Annotated in this window: 15 protein-coding genes and 2 pseudogenes; 8 read left to right on the forward strand and 9 right to left on the reverse strand. The window is 72.1% G+C overall.

Going from position 1 to position 19,139, the window contains the following annotated elements:
- Positions 1-54: 54 nt before the first annotated feature.
- Positions 55-939, forward strand: a complete 885-nt coding sequence (locus tag OHA65_RS35660; RefSeq protein ID WP_327280255.1) for an AraC family transcriptional regulator — start codon at positions 55-57, stop codon at positions 937-939.
- Between the two features lie 109 nt (positions 940-1,048).
- Positions 1,049-1,171 carry a hypothetical protein gene (locus OHA65_RS35665; protein WP_327280256.1) on the forward strand — a complete coding sequence of 41 codons (123 nt, stop codon included), beginning with the start codon at positions 1,049-1,051 and terminating at the stop codon, positions 1,169-1,171.
- Between the two features lie 55 nt (positions 1,172-1,226).
- On the opposite strand, the gene OHA65_RS35670 is transcribed toward OHA65_RS35665, so the two are convergent.
- Together OHA65_RS35670 and OHA65_RS35675 are read right to left on the reverse strand one after the other, a co-directional pair.
- On the reverse strand, positions 1,227-2,477 hold the full coding sequence (locus OHA65_RS35670; RefSeq protein WP_405763292.1) for a methyltransferase domain-containing protein: 1,251 nt from the start codon (positions 2,475-2,477) through the stop codon (positions 1,227-1,229).
- A 318-nt stretch (positions 2,478-2,795) separates the two neighbouring features.
- The gene (locus OHA65_RS35675) at positions 2,796-4,283 is read right to left on the reverse strand and encodes a SulP family inorganic anion transporter (protein ID WP_405763294.1); all 1,488 of its coding nucleotides are present in this window, start codon (positions 4,281-4,283) and stop codon (positions 2,796-2,798) included.
- Positions 4,284-4,539: 256 nt separating this feature from the next.
- Between OHA65_RS35675 and OHA65_RS35680 the strand changes: the two genes are divergently transcribed.
- On the forward strand, positions 4,540-6,939 hold the full coding sequence (locus OHA65_RS35680; RefSeq protein ID WP_405763296.1) for a SpoIIE family protein phosphatase: 2,400 nt from the start codon (positions 4,540-4,542) through the stop codon (positions 6,937-6,939).
- Positions 6,940-7,020: 81 nt separating this feature from the next.
- Here OHA65_RS35680 and katG read toward each other — a convergent pair.
- Positions 7,021-9,191: pseudogene (katG, locus tag OHA65_RS35685) on the reverse strand (catalase/peroxidase HPI).
- Between the two features lie 260 nt (positions 9,192-9,451).
- On the opposite strand from katG, the gene OHA65_RS35690 reads away from it, so the two are divergent.
- Complete coding sequence (locus OHA65_RS35690; protein ID WP_327280261.1) at positions 9,452-11,122, forward strand: ubiquinol-cytochrome c reductase cytochrome b subunit; 1,671 nt, start codon at positions 9,452-9,454, stop codon at positions 11,120-11,122.
- A 14-nt stretch (positions 11,123-11,136) separates the two neighbouring features.
- On the opposite strand, the gene OHA65_RS35695 is transcribed toward OHA65_RS35690, so the two are convergent.
- The 3 genes from OHA65_RS35695 to OHA65_RS35705 all read right to left on the reverse strand — a co-directional run bounded on the left by OHA65_RS35695 (position 11,137) and on the right by OHA65_RS35705 (position 14,282).
- Positions 11,137-11,523: a cytochrome c oxidase subunit 4 gene (locus OHA65_RS35695; RefSeq protein WP_327280262.1), complete on the reverse strand. Its 387-nt coding sequence runs from the start codon at positions 11,521-11,523 to the stop codon at positions 11,137-11,139.
- Entirely contained in the window at positions 11,520-13,118 is a 1,599-nt protein-coding gene (gene ctaD / locus OHA65_RS35700) for a cytochrome c oxidase subunit I (protein ID WP_328765306.1), read from the reverse strand. The genes OHA65_RS35695 and ctaD overlap by 4 nt, the downstream gene beginning before the upstream one ends.
- A gap of 183 nt (positions 13,119-13,301) precedes the next feature.
- On the reverse strand, positions 13,302-14,282 hold the full coding sequence (locus tag OHA65_RS35705; protein ID WP_327285910.1) for a cation diffusion facilitator family transporter: 981 nt from the start codon (positions 14,280-14,282) through the stop codon (positions 13,302-13,304).
- 60 nt (positions 14,283-14,342) lie between these two features.
- Between OHA65_RS35705 and OHA65_RS35710 the strand changes: the two are divergent.
- Positions 14,343-14,945, forward strand: a pseudogene (locus OHA65_RS35710) (acetate--CoA ligase family protein); the annotation flags it as partial.
- 120 nt (positions 14,946-15,065) lie between these two features.
- Here OHA65_RS35710 and OHA65_RS35715 read toward each other — a convergent pair.
- Genes OHA65_RS35715 through OHA65_RS35725 form a run of 3 tightly spaced genes read right to left on the reverse strand, consistent with a single transcriptional unit; the run spans position 15,066 to position 16,719 of the window.
- Positions 15,066-15,551, reverse strand: a complete 486-nt coding sequence (locus OHA65_RS35715) for a hypothetical protein (protein WP_327280263.1) — start codon at positions 15,549-15,551, stop codon at positions 15,066-15,068.
- Between the two features lies 1 nt (position 15,552).
- Positions 15,553-16,095, reverse strand: a complete 543-nt coding sequence (locus tag OHA65_RS35720; RefSeq protein ID WP_327280264.1) for a hypothetical protein — start codon at positions 16,093-16,095, stop codon at positions 15,553-15,555.
- 60 nt (positions 16,096-16,155) lie between these two features.
- On the reverse strand, positions 16,156-16,719 hold the full coding sequence (locus OHA65_RS35725; protein WP_327280265.1) for a type 1 glutamine amidotransferase domain-containing protein: 564 nt from the start codon (positions 16,717-16,719) through the stop codon (positions 16,156-16,158).
- Positions 16,720-17,056: 337 nt separating this feature from the next.
- Between OHA65_RS35725 and OHA65_RS35730 the strand changes: the two genes are divergently transcribed.
- From OHA65_RS35730 to OHA65_RS35740, 3 genes are all read left to right on the forward strand, one after another.
- Entirely contained in the window at positions 17,057-17,530 is a 474-nt protein-coding gene (locus OHA65_RS35730) for a DUF6328 family protein (protein ID WP_327280266.1), read from the forward strand.
- Positions 17,531-17,621: 91 nt separating this feature from the next.
- Entirely contained in the window at positions 17,622-17,855 is a 234-nt protein-coding gene (locus tag OHA65_RS35735) for a hypothetical protein (RefSeq protein WP_327280267.1), read from the forward strand.
- Entirely contained in the window at positions 17,852-19,099 is a 1,248-nt protein-coding gene (locus tag OHA65_RS35740) for a cytochrome P450 (protein WP_327280268.1), read from the forward strand. Before OHA65_RS35735 ends, OHA65_RS35740 begins: the two co-directional genes overlap by 4 nt.
- Positions 19,100-19,139: the final 40 nt, after the last annotated feature.

Raw genomic sequence — 19,139 nt, forward strand, 5'->3', positions numbered from 1 at the left:
CCAGCCGTACTGTTCGCAGGAGCCGGGACGGTCACGGCAAGGGGGAGCCGGCTCATGCGACGCACTGATTCCGTCGACCGCCCGCTCGGCGCGGCGGCGCGGGGAGTCGAGATGACTCGGGTGGGGGGCCGGTGGCGGGTGACTCGGCCGTGGCCCGTCCAGTTGCGCCCGTACGTGCACAGCTACGCCGGGTACTGGGAGGCGGCTGCTTCTTCCTACCGGGTGCGGTTGGTCCCCACGGGGCGGGCGGTCGTGCTGATCAGCCTGGGAGCGCCGTTCGTACAGGTCCGTCGGCCGGGGGAGTCGCATCCGAACGGCCAGGTGACCGGCTCGCTGGTCGCGGGTCTGGAGGACGGGCCCCGGGTGTGTGCCCATCCGGGCGGCCAGGAGGCGATCCGGATCGAGTTGACCCCCCTGGGTGCCTACCGGCTGTTCGCCGTCCCGATGAGCGAATTGACCAACCGGGTGGTCGGGCTGTGCGACGTCCTCGGCCCCGAGGCGGGGGTGCTCGCGGAGCAACTGGCGGCCACCGGTGACTGGGCGGCCCGCTTCGACCTCCTCGACCTCGCGTTGTCGGCGCGGATCGTACGCGGTCCGGAACCCGCGCCCGAGGTGAGGCACGCCTGGCGACTGCTGCGGCGTGCCGGCGGGGCGATGCCGGTCGGTCGGCTCGCGGCCGAAGTCGGCTGGAGTCAGGGACATTTGGTCCGGCGCTTCACCGAACAGGTGGGTCTGACACCCAAAACGTCCGCGCGGGTGCTGCGCTTCCACCGGGCCGCGGGGCTGCTCGCTCGCGAAGGGGTGGACCTCTCCGGGGTGTCCGCGGCGTGTGGCTTCTACGACCAGGCCCACCTCAACCGCGAGTTCCGTGCCCTGGCCGACACCACGCCCGGCGAGATGGCGACCGCCCGTGTCAGTGAGGGAGCCATCGCCCTGTGAGGGGCGAGGTCAAATTCGTCCAAGCCAGGCCGTCGGCACGTCGGTAGCGTCCCCGTTCGTAGTTGGTCAGAACCTGGTACTGGTACTGGTACGGATGAGGGAGTACTCGATGGAAAACCTGCTGCGCATCCTCGTGGCCGGCGCGCTGTCAGGCGGCTTGATCGGTTTGGTGGGAGCCCTCGGCCGACGCAACCGCAGGCGCCGGGAGAGCGGCGGAGCGGACGGTCAGTGACGGCGCGCACCGTTTCCGCTTGAGCAGCCGTCCGGTGTCCGGCGTCCGACGGTCGTCAGCCGAGCCGGACGGCGCGGGCCAGGAAGTGGCCCGCGGCGTCCTCGTACTCGTCCAGGTGCCAGCCCGTCGTCTCCAGTGCGGGGCGGAGGTTGCCCTCAGCGAGGAGGTCGCCGGGGTCGAGGGGGCGACCGTGCCGGGCGGCGCGCTCGGCACGGCCCGACGGGTGGAAGAGGAGCAGCACGCCGTCGCCCGCGCTGACGCGCGCCCATTCCCGGAGGGCGGTGTGCGGGTCCGGCAGGTGGTCGAGCAGCCCCGCCGAGAAGATGCCGTGCATGCACCGACCCGCCAGCGGGAGGCGGGTGCAGTCGGCGGCGAGGAGGCGGCCGTGGTGGTCGCGGCCGTGCCGGACGGCGGCTGCCAGCATGGCCGGGGTGACGTCGAAGCCGATCACCTGACCGCGGGTGCCGACCTGTGCCCGGAGCGCGGGCATGGCCCGGCCCGTCCCGCAGCCGAGGTCCACGGCGCGCCCGCCGGGCCGCATCCGCATCCGGGCGACAGCGGCCTCGTAGGCGGGGGTCTGGTGGGCGAACCGCTCCTCCCACACGTCGGCCCGGCGGGTGAAGAAGGCTCGGGTGGCGGTGTGCTCGGCGCGGGCGGCGACCAGGGCCGCGAACCGGCCCAGCAGCTGCTCCGCCCACGGGTCGAGGCCGGTCGCCGATGGGGCGCCATCCCCCGCGACGCCGTCCGACGCCAGGAACCGGACGCCCCAGGCGCTGACGCCGATGCGGAACGCCTGGTCCGGATATCCGTCGCAGGAGGCCAGCACGACGCTGTCGCTCGGTAGTCCCAGGGGTTCGGGGGCGGGTCGCAGGCCGGGGGAGGGTCGGGCGGCCCCGGCGAAGAGAGGGTCGGAATCCGCGGACGGCGTGAGCTCCACCGACGCGCCGTCGGCGGCGCTGGCGACCGCGGAGGCCGGTGCGGCGCCGGAAGCCCGCGCCAGCAGTCGGGTCCCGGTACCGAGCGCCAGTACGGGCACCTCCGCGGCGAGGGCCTCCCGTACGAGGGCAGGACCGGCGGGGGCGGGGACGGGGGCCTTGCCTGCCGGGGCACCTGCCCCGGCCGCGGCCGGGGCGGACCCGGGATCGCCCAGGACGATCAGGCCGTCGACACCGTTCAGGTCGGCCGGCGCGGTGGTGGCGCCGTCCACGAGGACGACCGTTCGGGAGGCCAGCCCCGCCGCTGCGAGCAACCGGTCCAAGGCGGCGGGAACGTGCCCGGTCGCCGACTGCATGACGACAACGGCCATACTCAAGTCCTCACATTCGAGCCCGCCGGGCCATTTCTGGCCGCATTCAAGCAAGCATGCCCTGCTCGGCATTGCATATGCCAGATGCGCGCCGGTCCGTGAGACGGGACGCCTTCGACGGAGGCCCGAAATGCACGGGGCCCCTGCCTGCCGAACACCGCTGATCGGCTTGCAGGGGCCTATGGCCCGGTGCTCTGGGTGGCATCTGCAAGGCTGGCTGCCGCATTTCGGCCGCTTGTGCTCATCTGGTAGCCGGGCCGGGCCGGACCGGACCGGAACGGACCGACGATTGCCCGGCGCCCCGGGTGTGTCCGTACGTCAGCCGGCCGGGGTGAGCTCGCCGCTGAGCTTCTTGTGCAGGCGGGCGCTGGGGTCGTTCAGGCCGACGATCTCGACGGTCTTGCCGCGCTGGGCGTAGCGGTGCTCGATCGCGTCGAGCGCCGCCACGGACGACGCGTCCCAGACGTGCGTCGCGGAGAGGTCGATGACGACCTGGTCGGGGTCGCCGGCGTAGTCGAAGCGGCCGACGAGCTCGTTGGCGGAGGCGAAGAAGAGCTGTCCGGTGACTGCGTAGACGACCTGGCCGCCGTCGGGGTCGGTGACCGCGGTGACGTCGGCGAGCCGGGCGACGCGCTTGGCGAAGATGATCATTGCGGTGATGGACCCCGCGATGACGCCCACGGCGAGGTTGTGGGTGGCGACCACGCAGGCCGTCGTGACGGCCAGGACGGTGATCTCGCCCGCCGGCATCCGCTTGAGCGTCTTCGGCGCGATCGAGTGCCAATCGAAGGTCGCGAAGCAGACCATGACCATGACGGCGACCAGGGCGGCCATCGGGATCTCGGAGACGACCGGCCCGAAGACGATGCACAGCACCATCAGGAACGCGCCCGCCAGGAAGGTGGAGAGCCGGGTCCGGGCGCCGGAGACCTTCACGTTGATCATGGTCTGGCCGATCATCGCGCAGCCTCCCATGCCCCCGAGGAAGCCGGTGACGATGTTCGCGATGCCCTGCCCGACGGACTCCCGCGTCTTCGAGGACCGGGTGTCGGTGATCTCGTCGACCAGCTTCGCCGTCATCAGGGACTCCATCAGCCCGACGAGCGCCATGGCGAAGGCGTACGGGGCGATGGTCGTCAGCGTGTCGAGGGTGAAGGGCACGTCGGGCAGCCCGGGAACGGGCAGTGCGGAGGGCAGCGCGCCCTTGTCGCCGACGGTGGGTACCGCGATGCCCGCGGCGACGGTGATCACCGTGAGGGCCACGATCGACACCAGCGGCGCCGGGACCGCCGCAGTGATCCTCGGGAAGGCCACCATCAGCCCCAGACCGGCCGCGAACAGCGGATACACGGCCCACGGCACGTCCGTCAGCTCCCGTACCTGGGCCATGAAGACCAGGATGGCCAGGGAGTTGACGAAGCCGACCATCACCGAGCGCGGGACGAACCGCAGCAGCTTGGCCACGCCCAGCGCGCCGAGCGCGATCTGGAACACCCCGGCCAGGATGACCGCGGCCACGAGGTACCCGAAGCCGTGCTCCCGGTTCAGCGGCGCGATGACCAGGGCCACGGCCCCCGTGGCGGCGGAGATCATCGCGGGCCGGCCGCCGACGACGGCGATGGTGACGGCCATGGTGAAGGAGGCGAACAGGCCGATCGCCGGATCCACGCCCGCGATGACCGAGAAGGAGATGGCCTCCGGGATCAGCGCCAGTGCGACCACCAGTCCGGCCAGCACCTCGGTGCGCAGCACCTTCGGCGACAGCCAGGACGGGCGGAAACCGCGCACCCGCACGGATATGGACACAGCGGAGTGAGGCAAGGGGAGCAGACCTGTCGGGCGGGCACACCGCCGGCGCAGGGCGGATGTACGGAAGGGACGGGGACGACCGACCAAGGTACCGCCCGGGGGCGGGTCCCACCGCATCCGGGCGGTCGTGAGGACAGAGGTCGTGAGGACACGGGACCGCAGCGGAAGGAGTCCGGTTCCGGAAACCGCCGCCCGACCGGAGCGTATGCGCAGCCGGCCCCCGGTCGCACCGCTGCCGTGCCATGCTCGTACGGTGCAGACGGATCCTGCGTCCTCATCAAGCGACGGTGCGTCGCCCGAGGTGCTCGCACTGGCCAAGGTCGTGGCCAGGCTGCGGGCCGAGCTGGCGGACCTGGAAGGTCTCGGCGCGTCAGCGGCGGTGCTGGAGCGGGCCACGGGCGTCCTGATGGCTCGGGACGGCCTGACCGCGGACGCCGCGTACGAGACACTGGTCCAGGGAGCCGCGCGCCGGGACAGGACCCTCATGGAGGAGTGCTGGATCACCCTCGGCGAGGTCCGATCACGGCCCGCCCGGCACCCCCTCCCGGACAGCGGCGGTCCGGACCCGGACGGTGACGCCCGGGCCCCGGCCCCGGCGCCCGCCCCCGGCCGCGACCCCGCCTCCCCGCACCTGCTCCTGGCCGACCTGGCCGCCTCACTGGCGGGCGCCCGCAGCGCCGGCGACACCGCGGAGATGCTGCAGAAGGCACTGCGCGTCCCCCTCGGGGTGGACGCCGTGATGATCTACATGCTGGGCGGGTCCGGGAAGCTGGAGCTGATCGGCCACGCGGGGATCGACGGCGCCCTGGCCGCCCAGTGGCGGGACGTGCCGCCGCTGACCGGCGTCGCCGCCATGGAGGTGATCACCTCGGGTGAGCCGCTCTGGCTGGCGGACCCGGAGCGGGACGCCGCCCGCTTCCAGCTCATCGGCCCGCCGGAGCGGTGGCCCGCCCGCGCATGGCTCCCCGTACCGGGCGGGCAGCCGGCCACCGGCGCCATCGGATTCTTCCGCACGGCCCCCGCCTCCTTCGACGCCGCCGACCGGGCGCTGCTCCGACGGGCCGTGCGGCTGTGCGGCGGGCCCCTGCGCATGTTCGGGCGCCGCGACGCCGATCCGGCGGAGGGCGAGGTGGCCGCGGTCCAGACGATCCTCGACACCCTGCCCGGCGGGGTGGTCCTCCTCTCACCGCTGCGCGCCCCGACGGGGGAGGTGGAGGACTACCTGATCGAGGCGGCGGCTCCGGAAGCGACGGACGTGGCGGGCCGCCGCGGGAAGGAGCTCGTGGGCCGGCGCGTCCTGGAGAGCTATCCGACCGTCGCGGGAACGCCCCTGTGGCAGGGCTACGGCGACGCCCTGGCCACCGGTGTCACCTACGACGGCGAGCCGTTCTCGTACCGGGAAGTGGTCGCGGGCGTCCCCGAGACGTCGGTCTACTCCGTCCGGGCGACCCGGCTGGGCGGCCGGCTGGTCGTCTCGTGGATCCGCCACGACACCGGCGCGCGCGAGTTGCGCCGCCTCACCACCATGCAGCGCATGGGCAACCTGGGCTGGGCCGACTGGAACCTGGCCACGGACACGATCAACTGGTCCGAGCAGCTGTACGCCGTCTTCGACCGGCCGCCCGAGCAGGGGCCGATCAGGGTGGGAGAGCTCCCGCAGCACCTCGTCCCGGAGGACCGGCCGGTGCTCGCCGCGGCCGTACGGCGGCTGCTGGGTGAAGGGACCCCGATCGACCAGTCCTTCCGCATCAACACCGCGGGCGGCGTCCGGCACCTGCGCATCGTCGCCGAAGCCGACACGGACGCCTACGGCACCCCCGTCGAGGTGCACGGATTCGTCCAGGACCACTCCGCCCAGCGGGACGCGGAGCTCGCCCTGCTGGAGAGCGAGCGGTCCGTACTCATCCAGGAAGGCGTGCTCCAGGCCGAACGGGCCATCGCCGCGCGCCTCCAGCACGCGCTGCTGCCCATCCCCGAGCGGTCGATGGAGCTGGTGGGGCTGCGCGTGGACATCGCCTACGTGCCCTCGGACACCGGCGTGAACGTCGGCGGCGACTGGTACAGCGCCATCGAACTCCCCGACAAGGGCGCCCTCTTCGTCGTCGGGGACGTCGCCGGTCACGGACTGGACGCCGTCGGTACCATGGCGCAGCTGAGGTTCACCGCCAAGGGCATGATCATCACCGGCTCGTCCCTGCCCGATGCCATGGGTCGGCTCAACTCGCTCCTCCTGCACACCGCCGCCGACCCGACGTCCGTCGCCACCGCCACCATGGTCATGGCCCGGTACCGGCCGGCGGACCGGCGGCTGACCTGGGCGCGGGCCGGTCACCTTCCGCCCCTGCTGGTACGCGGCGGAGAGGCGCGGTTCCTTCCCCTGCCGGAAGGCAACCTCCTCGGGGCGTCCTTCGACTCCGTGTACGTGGAGCAGACGCTCCGACTGGAGCCGGGCGATCACCTGCTCCTCTACACCGACGGGCTCATCGAGGTACCGGGGGAGTACATGGACCGCGGGCTCGACCGGCTCGCCGAGGCCGCAGCCCGGGTGATGGGCGGGGATTCCCCGGAACCGCTGTCGCGGCTCCTGTCGGCCCTGCACCCCGCCGGGCGGGACGACGTGTGCGTCGTGGACATCCACGTACCCGAGGACTGAAGCCCTCCGGGCGGCCCGAGCGGGCGGTGCCCGCAGCGCCGGCCGGCCGGGGAGCGGCCGGCCGGCGCTACGGGCCCGGGTTCAGCGCAGGTCGAACCGGTCCAGGTTCATCACCTTGTCCCAGGCGCGCACGAAGTCGCGTACGAACCGCTCCTGCGCTCCGTCGGACGCATAGACCTCCGACAGGGCCCGCAGCTGGGAGTGCGAGCCGAAGACGAGGTCGACGGCGGTGGCCGTCCACTTGACCTCGCCGGTGGTGGCGATCGCGTCCCTCGAACACGTTCTCGGCCGAAGACGACGCCTGCCACTCCGTGCCCATGTCGAGCAGGTTGGCGAAGAAGTCGTTCGTCAGCGACTCCGGAGTCGCTCGGTGAACACGCCGTGCGAGGACTGCTGGTGGTTCGCGCCGAGGACGCGGAGCCCGCCGACGAGCACCGTCATCTCGGGGGCCGTGAGCGTCAGCAGGTTGGCCCGGTCGAGGAGCAGGTACTCCGGCGACAGCCGATCTGCCCTTCGCGGAGGTAGTTGCGGAACCCGTCCGCCCGGGGTTCCAGCGCCGCGAACGACTCCACGTCGGTCTGCTCCTGCGACGCGTCCGCACGGCCCGGCGCGAAGGGGACCTGTACGTCGAAACCGGCGTTCTTGGCGGCCTGCTCCACGGCGGCGCCGCCGGCAAGCACGATCAGGTCGGCGAGCGAGACCTGCTTGCCGTCGCTCTGCGCCGAGTTGAAGGACTGCCGGATCCCGTCCAGGGTCCGCAGCACCGTCGCCAGCTGGTCGGGGTCGTTGACCTCCCAGCCGTTCTGCGGCTGGAGGCGGACCCGGGCGCCGTTGGCGCCGCCGCGCTTGTCGCTGCCGCGGAACGACGAGGCCGACGCCCACGCGGCGGAGACGAGCTGGGACACCGACAGGTCCGAGGCGAGGATCCGGCTCTTGAGGGAGGCGATGTTTTCGGCGTCGACGAGCGCGTGCGTCACCGCGGGCAGGGGGTCCTGCCACAGCAGCGTCTCGGCGGGGACCTCCGGGCCGAGGTAGCGCACGACCGGCCCCATGTCGCGGTGGGTCAGCTTGAACCACGCGCGGGCGAAGGCGTCCGCGAACGCCGAGGGGTCCGCCAGGAAGCGCCGGGAGATCTGCTCGTACGCGGGGTCCACGCGCAGCGACAGGTCGGTCGTCAGCATCGTCGGGGCGTGCGTCTTCGACGCGTCGTGGGCGTCGGGCACGGTGCCCGCCCCGGCGTTGTCCTTCGGCCGCCACTGGTTGGCACCGGCAGGGCTCTGGAACAGCTCCCACTCGTAGCCGAAGAGGATCTCGAAGAAGCTGTTGTCCCACGTCACCGGGGTGTTCGTCCAGATGCCCTCAAGGCCGCTGGTGATCGCGTCAGCGCCCTTGCCGGTGCCGAACGCGTTGCTCCAGCCGAGGCCCTGCTGCTCCAGCGGAGCGGCCTCGGGGTCCGCGCCGACGTTGTCCGCGGGGCCAGCGCCGTGCGTCTTTCCGAAGGTGTGGCCGCCCGCGATCAGGGCGACCGTCTCCTCGTCGTTCATCGCCATCCGGCGGAACGTCTCGCGGATGTCGCGGGCCGCGGCGAGCGGGTCGGGGTTGCCGTTCGGACCCTCCGGGTTGACGTATATGAGGCCCATCTGGACCGCGCCGAGCGGGCTCTCCAGCTCACGGTCGCCGGTGTAGCGCTCGTCGCCGAGCCAGGAGGTCTCGGGGCCCCAGTACACGTCCTCGTCGGGCTCCCACACGTCCGCACGTCCGCCGCCGAAGCCGAACGTCTCGAAGCCCATCGACTCCAGGGCGACGTTGCCGGTGAGGATCATGAGGTCGGCCCACGAGATGCTGCGGCCGTACTTCTTCTTGACCGGCCACAGCAGACGGCGGGCCTTGTCCAGGCTCCCGTTGTCCGGCCAGCTGTTGAGGGGGGCGAAGCGCTGCTGTCCGGCGCCGGCGCCGCCGCGGCCGTCGCTGATGCGGTACGTGCCCGCGCTGTGCCAAGCCATGCGGATGAAGAACGGGCCGTAGTTGCCGAAGTCGGCGGGCCACCAGTCCTGCGACGTCGTCAGCACCTCGAAGACGTCCCGCTTCAGCGCCTCGACGTCCAGGGCCGCGAATTCCTTCGCGTAATCGAAATCCGCGCCCATCGGATCGGACAGGGGCGAGTGCTGGTGGAGAACCTGGAGGTCCAGCTGATTCGGCCACCAGTCCCGGTTCGTTCTCGGTCGAGTCGGCGTGGGGGTCGGGGAGGGGATTGCTGGGTTCTCGCTTTCGCTGCCGGACACGTCCGCCCTTCTTCCTGTCTCGGTGTTTCCGTCTGCTGACTGCTGGCCGTCCGTTATGGTCGCGCACCGTGGACCGCGCGGCGACGAGAACACGCAGAACTCTCCCGGCCTCTGCGGAATTCGAGAAAAGGCGGGAATTCACATCATCGTGATCCGCCCGGACGGGTGACGCACCCCGCACCTCGGGCTGCCTACGGGGTCGCGGGCCGTGCGCACGCCATGCTCCTTCCGTGGTTCTCAAACGGAAGAAGGCGCGCGCGGTCCGCCTCGCCCGACGTTCGGCCAGGCGTACGGTGCGCGGCCTCGACGACCGGCTGCCCCTGCTGGAGGCCGCCAAAGCCGGTTTGCGCAAGGCCTTTCCGGACCACTGGGCGTTCCTGCTCGGTGAGATCGCCCTCTACAGTCTGGTGGTGTTGCTGCTGACGGGCACGTACCTGACCTTCTTCTTCGAACCGTCCATGCGCGAGGTCACGTACGAGGGCTCGTACGGTCCGCTGAGCGGGCTGCGCGTCTCCTCCGCCTACGCCTCCACCCTGCGCATCAGCTTCGACGTCCGCGGCGGACTGCTGATCCGGCAGATGCACCACTGGGCCGCACTCGTCTTCGTGGCCGCGATCGGCGTCCACATGCTGCGGGTGTTCCTCACCGGCGCTTTCCGCAAGCCGCGGGAGGCGAACTGGCTGGTGGGCGTCACGATGCTGCTGCTCGCGCTGGTGGAGGGCTTCGCGGGCTACTCGCTGCCCGACGACCTCCTGTCGGGCACCGGCCTGCGCACGGCCCAGGGCATCATGCTGTCGCTCCCGGTCGTCGGTACGTACGCGAGCCTGCTCGTCTTCGGGGGCGAGTTCCCCGGCCAGGACATCGTGCCCCGGCTCTATCCGGTGCACATCCTCCTGGTACCGGGGCTGCTGGTCGCCCTCGTCTCGCTGCACCTGATGCTGGTGGTGCACCTCAAGCACACCCAGTGGGCGGTGCCCGGCAGCAGCGGCCGCAACGTGCTCGGCAAACCGTTCTTCCCGCAGTACATGGCGAAGTCCGCGGGCCTGCTCTTCATGGTCGGGGGCCTGTTCGGGGTGCTCGGGGCGCTGGCACAGATCAATCCCGTGTGGGCGTACGGGCCCTACCGCCCGGACGTGGTCTCCATCGGCTCCCAGCCCGACTGGTACGTGGGGTTCCTCGAAGGAGCCCTACGGCTGATGCCGGGCTTCGAAACCCGGCTATGGGGCCACACGCTGATGTGGAACCCGCTGGTCGCGGGCATCGTCCTGCCCGGCCTGCTGTTCGCGGGGCTGTACGCCTACCCCTTCTTCGAACGCTGGATCACCCCCGGGGGCGGGGAACAGCACCTGTGTGACCGGCCGCGGCACCGGCCCGCCCGGACCGCGCTCGGGGTCGCCGTACTCGCCGGCTACGCGGTCCTGCTGCTGGCCGGCGCGCAGGACGTCATCGCCTTCGTCTTCGAGGTGCCCCTCCCGGCCCTCACCTGGGCACTGCGCTGCGCCTTGGTCGTCGGACCGCCGGCCTCCTTCTGGCTCACCCGCCGGATCTGTCTCGCCCTACAGCACCAGGACGCCGAGGAGCTGGAGAGCGGGCAGCCGACGGACGAGGTGCGGCAGTCGGTCGAGGGCGGCTACCACCCGGCGCACCGGCCGGTGGCGCGGTCGGAGCGGTACGTGCGGACCGTCCACAGCCTGCCGGCGCCCGTACGGGTGCCCCCGCCCGCCCGTGGGTGGACGGACCGGCTGAGACGGGGTCTCAGCCGGTGGTACTACCGTGACCAGCCGCAGTCCCCGCTCGACGGGGCGCAGCGCCGCCGGGTGGCCGCCGTGCTGGCCGGCCCGGACGCCGCGGGCGCCGGGGACGCCGGGGACGCCGGGGAGCGGTCGAGCACCGGGTACTGAGCACGGGGTCCCGGTCAGGCGTCCCGGTCCGGGCGGAACACGAATCCGTACAGTCCCGGGATCACGACGCCCGCGCCGATGAGGACCAGCCAGAGCCCTTGCACGGCGCCGATGCCCATCAGCGCGGTGCCGGTCGCGGCGGTCACGGGCGCGAAGCTGCTCGCGGGGAACGAGAACCGTCTGTCCCCGCCCGCCCTGATCTCCGCATCGGTGGTGTCCTCGGGCCGGCGGCCCCCGCGACCGTACTGCCGCCACAGGAAGGCGGCGACCAGCGCCGACATGAGGAACGACACCGACAGGGCGGCCACCCCCGCGGGATCGGTGGAGAACGCCGCGTAGACGCCGCCGGTGACGGCGAAGAAGACCGCCACACCGCTGAACAGCCAGGCCTCCGCCTTCATCGGGCCCTCACCTCGGGGTGGTGCAGGTCGAAGGCGGGGGAGTCCGACCGGATCCGGGGCAGTGCCTGGAAGTTGTGCCGGGGCGGAGGGCAGGACGTGGCCCATTCCAGGGACCGGCCCCACCCCCAGGGGTCGTCCACGCCCACCCGCTCGCCGTGGCGGGTGGTGTTCCACACGTTGTACGCGAACGGCAGCACGGACAGCCCCAGGAGGAAGGCTCCGATGGTCGAGAGCGTGTTGAGCGCGGTGAAGCCGTCGCCCGCCAGGTAGTCGGCGTACCGGCGCGGCATGCCCTGCTCGCCCAGCCAGTGCTGGACGAGGAAGGTCAGCTGGAAGCCGGTGAACAGGGTCCAGAAGTGCACGCGCCCCAGACGTTCGTCGAGCAGCTTGCCCGTGAACTTGGGCCACCAGAAGTAGAAGCCCGCGAAGGTGGCGAACACGATCGTGCCGAACAGCACGTAGTGCAGGTGGGCGACCACGAAGTAGCTGTCGGTGAGATGGAAGTCCATCGGGGGCGAGGCGACCAGGACGCCCGTCAGCCCGCCCAGCAGGAACGTCACCAGGAACCCGATGCACCACAGCATCGGTGTCTCGAACGACAGCGACCCGTTCCACATCGTGCCGATCCAGTTGAAGAACTTCACTCCGGTCGGCACGGCGATGAGGAACGACAACAGGGAGAAGAACGGCAGCAGCACGGCGCCGGTGGCGAACATGTGGTGCGCCCACACGGTGGCGGACAGGCCCGTGATCGCGATCGTCGCGCCGACCAGGGCGGCATAGCCGAAGATCGGCTTCCTGCTGAACACCGGGATGATCTCGCTGACGATGCCGAAGAACGGCAACGCCACGATGTAGACCTCCGGATGGCCGAAGAACCAGAACAGGTGCTGCCACAGCAGCGCGCCGCCGTAGGCCGCGTCGAACACGTGCGCTCCGAACTTCCGGTCCGCCTCCAGCACCAGCAGTGCCGCGGTGAGCACGGGGAACGCCAGCAGCGCCAGGATCGAGGTGAACAGCACGTTCCAGGTGAAGATCGGCATCCGGAACACCGTCATGCCCGGCGCGCGCAGGCAGACGATCGTCGCGATGAAGTTCACCGCGCCGAGGATCGTGCTCAGCCCCGACACCGCCAGCCCCATCACCCACAGGTCGGCGCCCACTCCGGGGGAGTACGCCGCCGCGTTCAGCGGAGCGTAGGCGAACCAGCCGAAGGCGGCTGATCCGTTCGCGGTCAGGAGCCCGCTGATCACGGTGAGGCCGCCGAAGAGGTACACCCAGTACGTGAACGCGTTCAGGCGGGGGAAGGCGACGTCCGGGGCGCCGATCTGCAACGGCATGACCGCGTTGGCGAAACCCGTGAACGTCGGGGTGGCGAACAGCAGCATCATGATCGTGCCGTGCAAGGTGAAGAGCTGGTTGTACTGCTCGGCGGAGACGATCTGCAGGCCCGGGCGGGCGAGCTCCGCCCGCATGACGAGGGCCAGCACTCCGGCGAACAGGAAGAAGCCGAACGCGGTGACCAGGTACATGTTGCCGATCACCTTGTGGTCGGTGGTCGACAGCAGGCGCAGTACGTGCGCACCCGCCCTCACCCGTCCGGCGCCGACCCGTTCGGCCTCCCCTCCCTCCCCCTCCTCCGCCACTGCCGACGTCGGGTCGGTGAGCGACACCAGGCCTCCAGGAGGGACGGCGGACCGGCCGGGCAGCGGCCTTCCGGCCAGCCTGACACCCGGGGTCACCTCCACTGACCAACCGTGACGGCGCGCCGCCGAGAGTTACGCGCATCGGGGGCGGGCAGCCGCGGCGTCCGTCACGTCGAGGAACACCCGGTCCAGCTCGGGCCAGCGCGACTTCAGCTCGGCCCTGATGCGGACCATCGCATCTTCGACGGTCTCGCTGTCGTACCCGGCCGTCAGGTCGATGCTCGCGGCCACCAGCGCCGAATCCGGGCCCAGCCGCATCGTCAGCAGGGACGTGACCGAGTCGATCTCCGGCTGCCGCCCCAGCAGCTCCCGTACCCCGCGCTGCACGGCGGGGTCGGCCGCCTCGCCGATCAGCTGCGCCCGCGCCCCCTTGCCGAGCGTGTACGCCACGTAGACCAACAGGACGCCGATCAGGATGGACGCGCACGCCTCGTACGCCACCTGCCCGGTCATCATGTGCAGGCCCATCCCCGCCATCGCGAGCAGGACGCCCGCGCACGCCGTGCTGTCCTCCGCCAGGACGGTCCGCAGCGCCGGGTCCCGGCCCTGTTGGATCTCCTCACGCGTACTGTGTCCGGCGTCCGCGGCCGCACCGCGGACCTGACGGACGGCACGCAGCAGGGAGGCCCCCTCCGCGAGCAACGCCACGAACAGCACGCCGAAGCCGATCAGATACCCCTCGTGGGTCTCGTTGCCGCCCGAGCGGAACGCCTCGATGCCCTGGAACACCGAGAAGCACCCGCCGGTGACGAAGATGCCGACGGCGGCGAGCAGGGACCAGAAGAAGCGTTCCTTGCCGTAGCCGAACGGGTGGCGCCGATCGGCCGGACGCCGACTCCGCTTGACCGAGGCCAGCAGGAACACCTCGTTGAGGCTGTCGGCCACGGAGTGCGCCGCCTCCGACAGCAGCGCCGGAGAAGCGGCGAAGACGCCGCCGACGGCCTTGGCCACGCAGATGACCAGGTTGGCCGCGAGGGCCACCCACACGGTGAAGCGGGTTTCGGTGTCCCGTTCCGCCGGGCTTCCCGTGCCCGTCCTTCCTTCGGTCCCCATATCCCTGCGCCTGCCCGCCCGACGGCCGCCCATGCCGCGCTGCTCGCCGCCTTCCGGGAGATGCACGCCCGGCTCGGCGCGCCCTCCTACTCCGTCGAGGCGATGGCCGACCTGACGGACGGCATCGAGCTGATCGTCGGTGTGAACCAGGACCCGCGGTTCGGGCCGGTCGCCCTGTTCGGGCTCGGCGGGGTCCCCACCGAGACCCTGCGCGACATCGCCTTCGCGCTCGCACCCGTGCCGGCCCGGCGGGCCGAGGAGCTGCTGCGCGTTCTGCGCACCGCCGCCCTGCTGGACGGGGTACGCGGCCGGCCCGCCGTGAACGTGGCAGCGGCGACCGCCTTCGCCCAGACCGGCACGGAGGCCGAGGTCGGCGGCGACGGGGCGCCCGCCGCCGTCGTCCTGGCCCGCATCCTGCGCAGCATGCTGCCCAGCGACGAGGAACTGCGCCAGGACTGGAAGCTGTGGCAGGAGCTGTGGGTCCGTGCCCAGCGCAACCGGACGGCCCGTCACCTCGCCGTCGACCTGTACGAACAGCTCCACGCCTGGGTCGGTGGAGCCGTCGAACGGGGCATCGCGTCGGGCGAGTTCACCGACTGCGACGTCGCCACCGTCAGCACGCTGGTACTGCCCCTGTGCGACGACCTCGGCATCCGCCTGATGCTGGAGGCCCCCCGGGTCGACCTGGCCACGGCCCGGTCGACGATCTGGCGGGCCATCGCGCCCGCCCTGGGCGTCGGCCCCGCCTTCCCGGACGTGCGACTCCCGCGGGCCGCCCCACCGTCACGTGTTCAGCAGCCGGTTGAAGAACGACCGGTAGCGCTGCAGCGCCAGCCGCAGGTCCTCCGTGGGCACCTGCTCGCCGCGGCCCCACTGGTCGACCAGCGTCTGCTTGTGGTCCGAGAACGAACGGGCGAGGGTCTGCATGACCTCCGCGACCAGGGTGTCCGCCGACCGGACCGCGTCCTGCGGGTCGTCCACGAACCGGCCCTGGATCTCGCGCCACGCGGTCCGGTACTCCTCCGCCTCCTTGCCGTCGAGCAGCGGCTCGTCCTCGCCGCGGCCGTCGGTACTGCCGTCCTGCGCGGCCTGCCCCGCGTCCTCCTGCGCGGTGCCGGGCCCCCCGTCCGCTCCCGCGGTGGCCTCGCCGGGGTACACCGCCGCTCCCTCCGAGCGGCCGGGGTCCGCCAGGTCCCGGGTGCTCAGATCGCTCTCGCCCGGGCGCTGCGCACCCTCGGTGCGGTCCGTGATGCTTTCGTCGTCATGCATGTCATCGACCTCCGTGGCCGTTCAGCAGCTCGTCGAACAGGGCCCGGTAGTGCACCATTGCCCCGCGGAGCTCTTCCGTCGTCGCCTGTCCGCCGGTGCTGCGCTCCTTGACCGAGTGCGCGGCCCGGTAGTGCTGGAGGGTGCCCGCGTGGGCCACCGAGAGGTCGCGAAGCTTGTCGTCGAATCCTCCGGTGGGGTAACCCCGCTCCGTCATCAGCCTCGACACCAGCTCGTCGGCCTGTGTCACGGATCCCTCGGGGCGGTCCACGAAGCGTTCCTGGACGCCGCTCCACTCCTGCGCGTACGCGCGGCGCCGATCGTCGGGGAGTTCCTTGATGTCGAGGTCGGCGTGCCGTTGCTCGCGGGCACGCAGTTCCCGCTCGGCGGCCATCTGGCCGCCCTCCTCCTCGACCGTGCGCTCGTACTCCGGTCCGAACCGGTTCTGCAGACGGCGTCTGCGTGAGAGCCTCCACAGGCCGACGGCGAGGGCGATCAGCACGATCGCCGCGACCACGACGATGGCGATGAGTGTCCCTGGTGACATGGTGGGCCTCCGTTCCGGGGGCTCGTCGGTGTGCTGTGCGCGTGCCCGCTGTCGCGCGGGTCAACCCCGCAGAGAGCCGGCTCGGGCGCCGGATGCCGCGAACTCCCCGATCAACGCGCTGCAGAAGGCGTCCAGGTCCGCCGGCTTGCGGCTGGTGATCAGCGTGGCCGGCGCCGCGTGGCAGACGTGCACCTTCTCGTCCACCCAGGTGCCGCCCGCGTTGCGGACGTCGGTGGCGAGGCTGGGCCAGGAGGTGAGGGTGCGGCCCCGCACGACGTCCGCCTCCACCAGCATCCAGGGGGCGTGGCAGATCGCGGCGACGGGCTTCCCCGCCTGGAAGAAGTCGCGGGTGAACCCGACGGCGAGCCGGTTCATGCGCAGGGCGTCGGGGTTGGCGACACCGCCGGGCAGCAGCAGCGCGTCGAAGTCGTCCGCCGTGTCACCGGCCAGGACGTGGTCGACGGCGTAGCTGTCGCCCATGGCGAAGTGGCGGAACGCACGGACGCGGCCGGGCTCGGTGGACACCAGCCGTGGGTTCCACCCGGCGTCCAGCACCGCTTGCCAGGGTCGGGTCAGTTCGATCTCCTCGACGCCCTGGGGCGCCATGAGGAAGGCGATACGCATGAAGTGCCACCTCGTTCGGTCGTCAGTGGCCGAGCTTTCGCTCGGGTCAGGCCTGGTTCACGGACGAGTGCCCGTGCACGTTCCGGGCGCGGGCCCGTTCCTTGTTCACGGTGCGGGCGGCAGGGCGGCCTCCTCTGCCGGTCTCTCGATTCACCGTCCACGCTGCGGCTACCCGGCCCCCGCAGGCCCATGCCTGAGTCCCTCCGGGGACACGGGTCACACGGATGACCGGCCGGCGTGCGTCCATCCGGTGGGCCGGCTGCCGCCAGGAGAATGATCAACGCCGTTGCGGGTACCCGTGACCGGGCCGTGTCCCGCTGCCGAGGAGGTCCGATCCATGCCGGACGACCGGGACGAGACCCCGGCGGAGCGCGCCGACCGCCGCTGGAACGAGACGCTCCAAGAGGTCCGCGTCGCCCAGACCGGGGCCCAGATCCTGTTCGGTTTCCTGCTCAGCGTCGCCTTCACGCCCCGTTTCGCACACCTGGGCCACTTCGACCGCGGTCTGTACGTCGTGACGGTGGCCCTGGGCGCCCTCGCGACCGGAACCCTGATCGCCCCGGTCGCCTACCACCAGCTGCTGGCCGGTCACCACCTCAAGCCGCAGCTGGTCCGGGCGGCGGGCCATCTGGTCTCGGTCGGCATCGTGTTGCTCGCACTGACCGTCACCTTCTCGGTGCTGCTCCTGCTGCGGGTCGCCACCGCGCACTGGATCGCCTGGCCGGTGACGGCCTGCGTCACGGGCTGGTTCGCGATCTGCTGGCTGGTCATGCCGAGCATGCTGCTGCGCAGCAAGTCCGGGACCCGGTGAGCGGGCCCCCGGGTTTCCCGGGGCGGCGTCCGGGCAGGCGCGCGGACGGGGAGTGACTCGGGGACGTACGACGCACGAGGAGGGACACGTCATGGAAGACCAAGGCGGCGCAGGAGGCGCCCCTCTGCACGGCCACGGAGACAAGGAGCGGCGCCGCGCCCCGCACGTCGCACCCCGCACCGGGGCGGCGGACCAGGACCGGCCGGCCGTCCGGCGCGAGGACACCGACGAGGCGAGCCGTCTGGACCGGCCGGACGAGGCGGCCGGGGAAACGACCGGACGGACAGGACCGGCCGCAGCGGGACGCAAGGACCACCGCCGGTGATCGACAGCACGGTGGCCCTGTGGGCCCAGGGCTACGCCTGGCTGCCCGACCTGCGGCGGCGCCGGGGCGGCGGCCCCGTCCGGACCCGGCTGTTCGGGAGGCCCGCCGTCGTCCTGCACGGTCCGGCGGACGTCGACTTCTTCTACGACGAGCGGCACGTGCTGCGTCACGACGCACTGCCGGGGCCGGTGCTCGACACCCTCTTCGGCCGGGGCGCCGTTCACACCCTCGACGGGGACGCGCACCGGACGCGCAAGGCCGTGTTCGTCTCCCTGCTGATGTCCCCCTACGGCGTCGCCGCTCTGGTGGACCGCGTGGAGACGCACTGGCGCGAGACCCTGGCGCAAGCCCGGGGCCGCGAGATCGTGCTCTTCGACGAGGCGGCGACCGTGCTGGCCGAGGCGGTCTGCGACTGGGCCGGCCTGGCCGTCCCCCGGGACGCGGCCCGCGAGATCGCCGAGGACTGCGTGGCGATGGTCGACGGCTTCGCCACGGCGGGTCCCCGGCACTGGAAGGCCCGCCGGGCCCGGGCCCGGCAGGAACACGGCCTGGCGCGCACCGTGACCGACGTACGGGCGGGAGTCTCGCACCTCGGCGCCTTCGCCGTCCCGGTCGGCGCGGATCCCGGCCCCGCCCGCTCCGCACTGGAGACGGTGGCACGCCACCACGACGCCGACGGCATGCTGCTCGACCCGCACACCGCCGCGGTGGAACTGCTCAACATCATCCGGCCCACGGTCGCGATCGCCTGGTTCGCCGCCTTCGCCGGGCACGCGCTCCGGCGGGACCCCGCCGTGCACGCCCGGCTGCGCACGGACGACGGCTCGTACGCCCGGGCCTTCGCCCACGAGGTCCGGCGCTTCTACCCGTTCGTCCCGTTCGTCGGGGGACTCGCCGCCCACGACCTCGAACACCGGGGCGAGCGGATCCCGGAGGGCACGCTCGTCCTGCTCGACGTGTACGGCCACCACCACGATCCCGACCTGTTCCCACAGCCCTACCGGTTCGACCCCACCCGTTTCCTGGGACGGGAGCCGGCCCCCGGCGTGCTGATCCCACAGGGCGGGGGAGACGCCCGTACCGGACACCGCTGCCCGGGCGAGGACATCGTCGTCGGCGTGCTCGCTGCGCTCGCGACCGGGCTCGGCCGCCTGGACCACGCCGTCCCCGAGCAGGACCTGACGATCCCGCTGCGCCGGGTGCCCACGCGGCCGCGCAGCGGTTTCGTCCTGCGGCCGGTCTGACACCGGCCCGAAACCGGTGTCACTGGGCGGCGGCGCCGCC

The sequence above is a fragment of the Streptomyces sp. NBC_00045 genome (genome assembly GCF_045041095.1).
GTDB lineage: Bacteria > Actinomycetota > Actinomycetes > Streptomycetales > Streptomycetaceae > Streptomyces.

What these genes read in the sequence shown, in the direction of transcription:
- OHA65_RS35660 (WP_327280255.1), top strand. Translation starts at nt 55, where the DNA reads ATGCGACGCACTGATTCCGTCGACCGCCCGCTCGGCGCGGCGGCGCGG.
- OHA65_RS35665 (WP_327280256.1), top strand. Translation starts at nt 1,049, where the DNA reads ATGGAAAACCTGCTGCGCATCCTCGTGGCCGGCGCGCTGTCAGGCGGC.
- OHA65_RS35670 (WP_405763292.1), bottom strand. Translation starts at nt 2,477, where the DNA reads ATGGCCGTTGTCGTCATGCAGTCGGCGACCGGGCACGTTCCCGCCGCC.
- OHA65_RS35695 (WP_327280262.1), bottom strand. Translation starts at nt 11,523, where the DNA reads ATGAAGGCGGAGGCCTGGCTGTTCAGCGGTGTGGCGGTCTTCTTCGCC.
- OHA65_RS35705 (WP_327285910.1), bottom strand. Translation starts at nt 14,282, where the DNA reads ATGGGGACCGAAGGAAGGACGGGCACGGGAAGCCCGGCGGAACGGGAC.
- OHA65_RS35715 (WP_327280263.1), bottom strand. Translation starts at nt 15,551, where the DNA reads ATGCATGACGACGAAAGCATCACGGACCGCACCGAGGGTGCGCAGCGC.
- OHA65_RS35720 (WP_327280264.1), bottom strand. Translation starts at nt 16,095, where the DNA reads ATGTCACCAGGGACACTCATCGCCATCGTCGTGGTCGCGGCGATCGTG.
- OHA65_RS35725 (WP_327280265.1), bottom strand. Translation starts at nt 16,719, where the DNA reads ATGCGTATCGCCTTCCTCATGGCGCCCCAGGGCGTCGAGGAGATCGAA.
- OHA65_RS35730 (WP_327280266.1), top strand. Translation starts at nt 17,057, where the DNA reads ATGCCGGACGACCGGGACGAGACCCCGGCGGAGCGCGCCGACCGCCGC.
- OHA65_RS35735 (WP_327280267.1), top strand. Translation starts at nt 17,622, where the DNA reads ATGGAAGACCAAGGCGGCGCAGGAGGCGCCCCTCTGCACGGCCACGGA.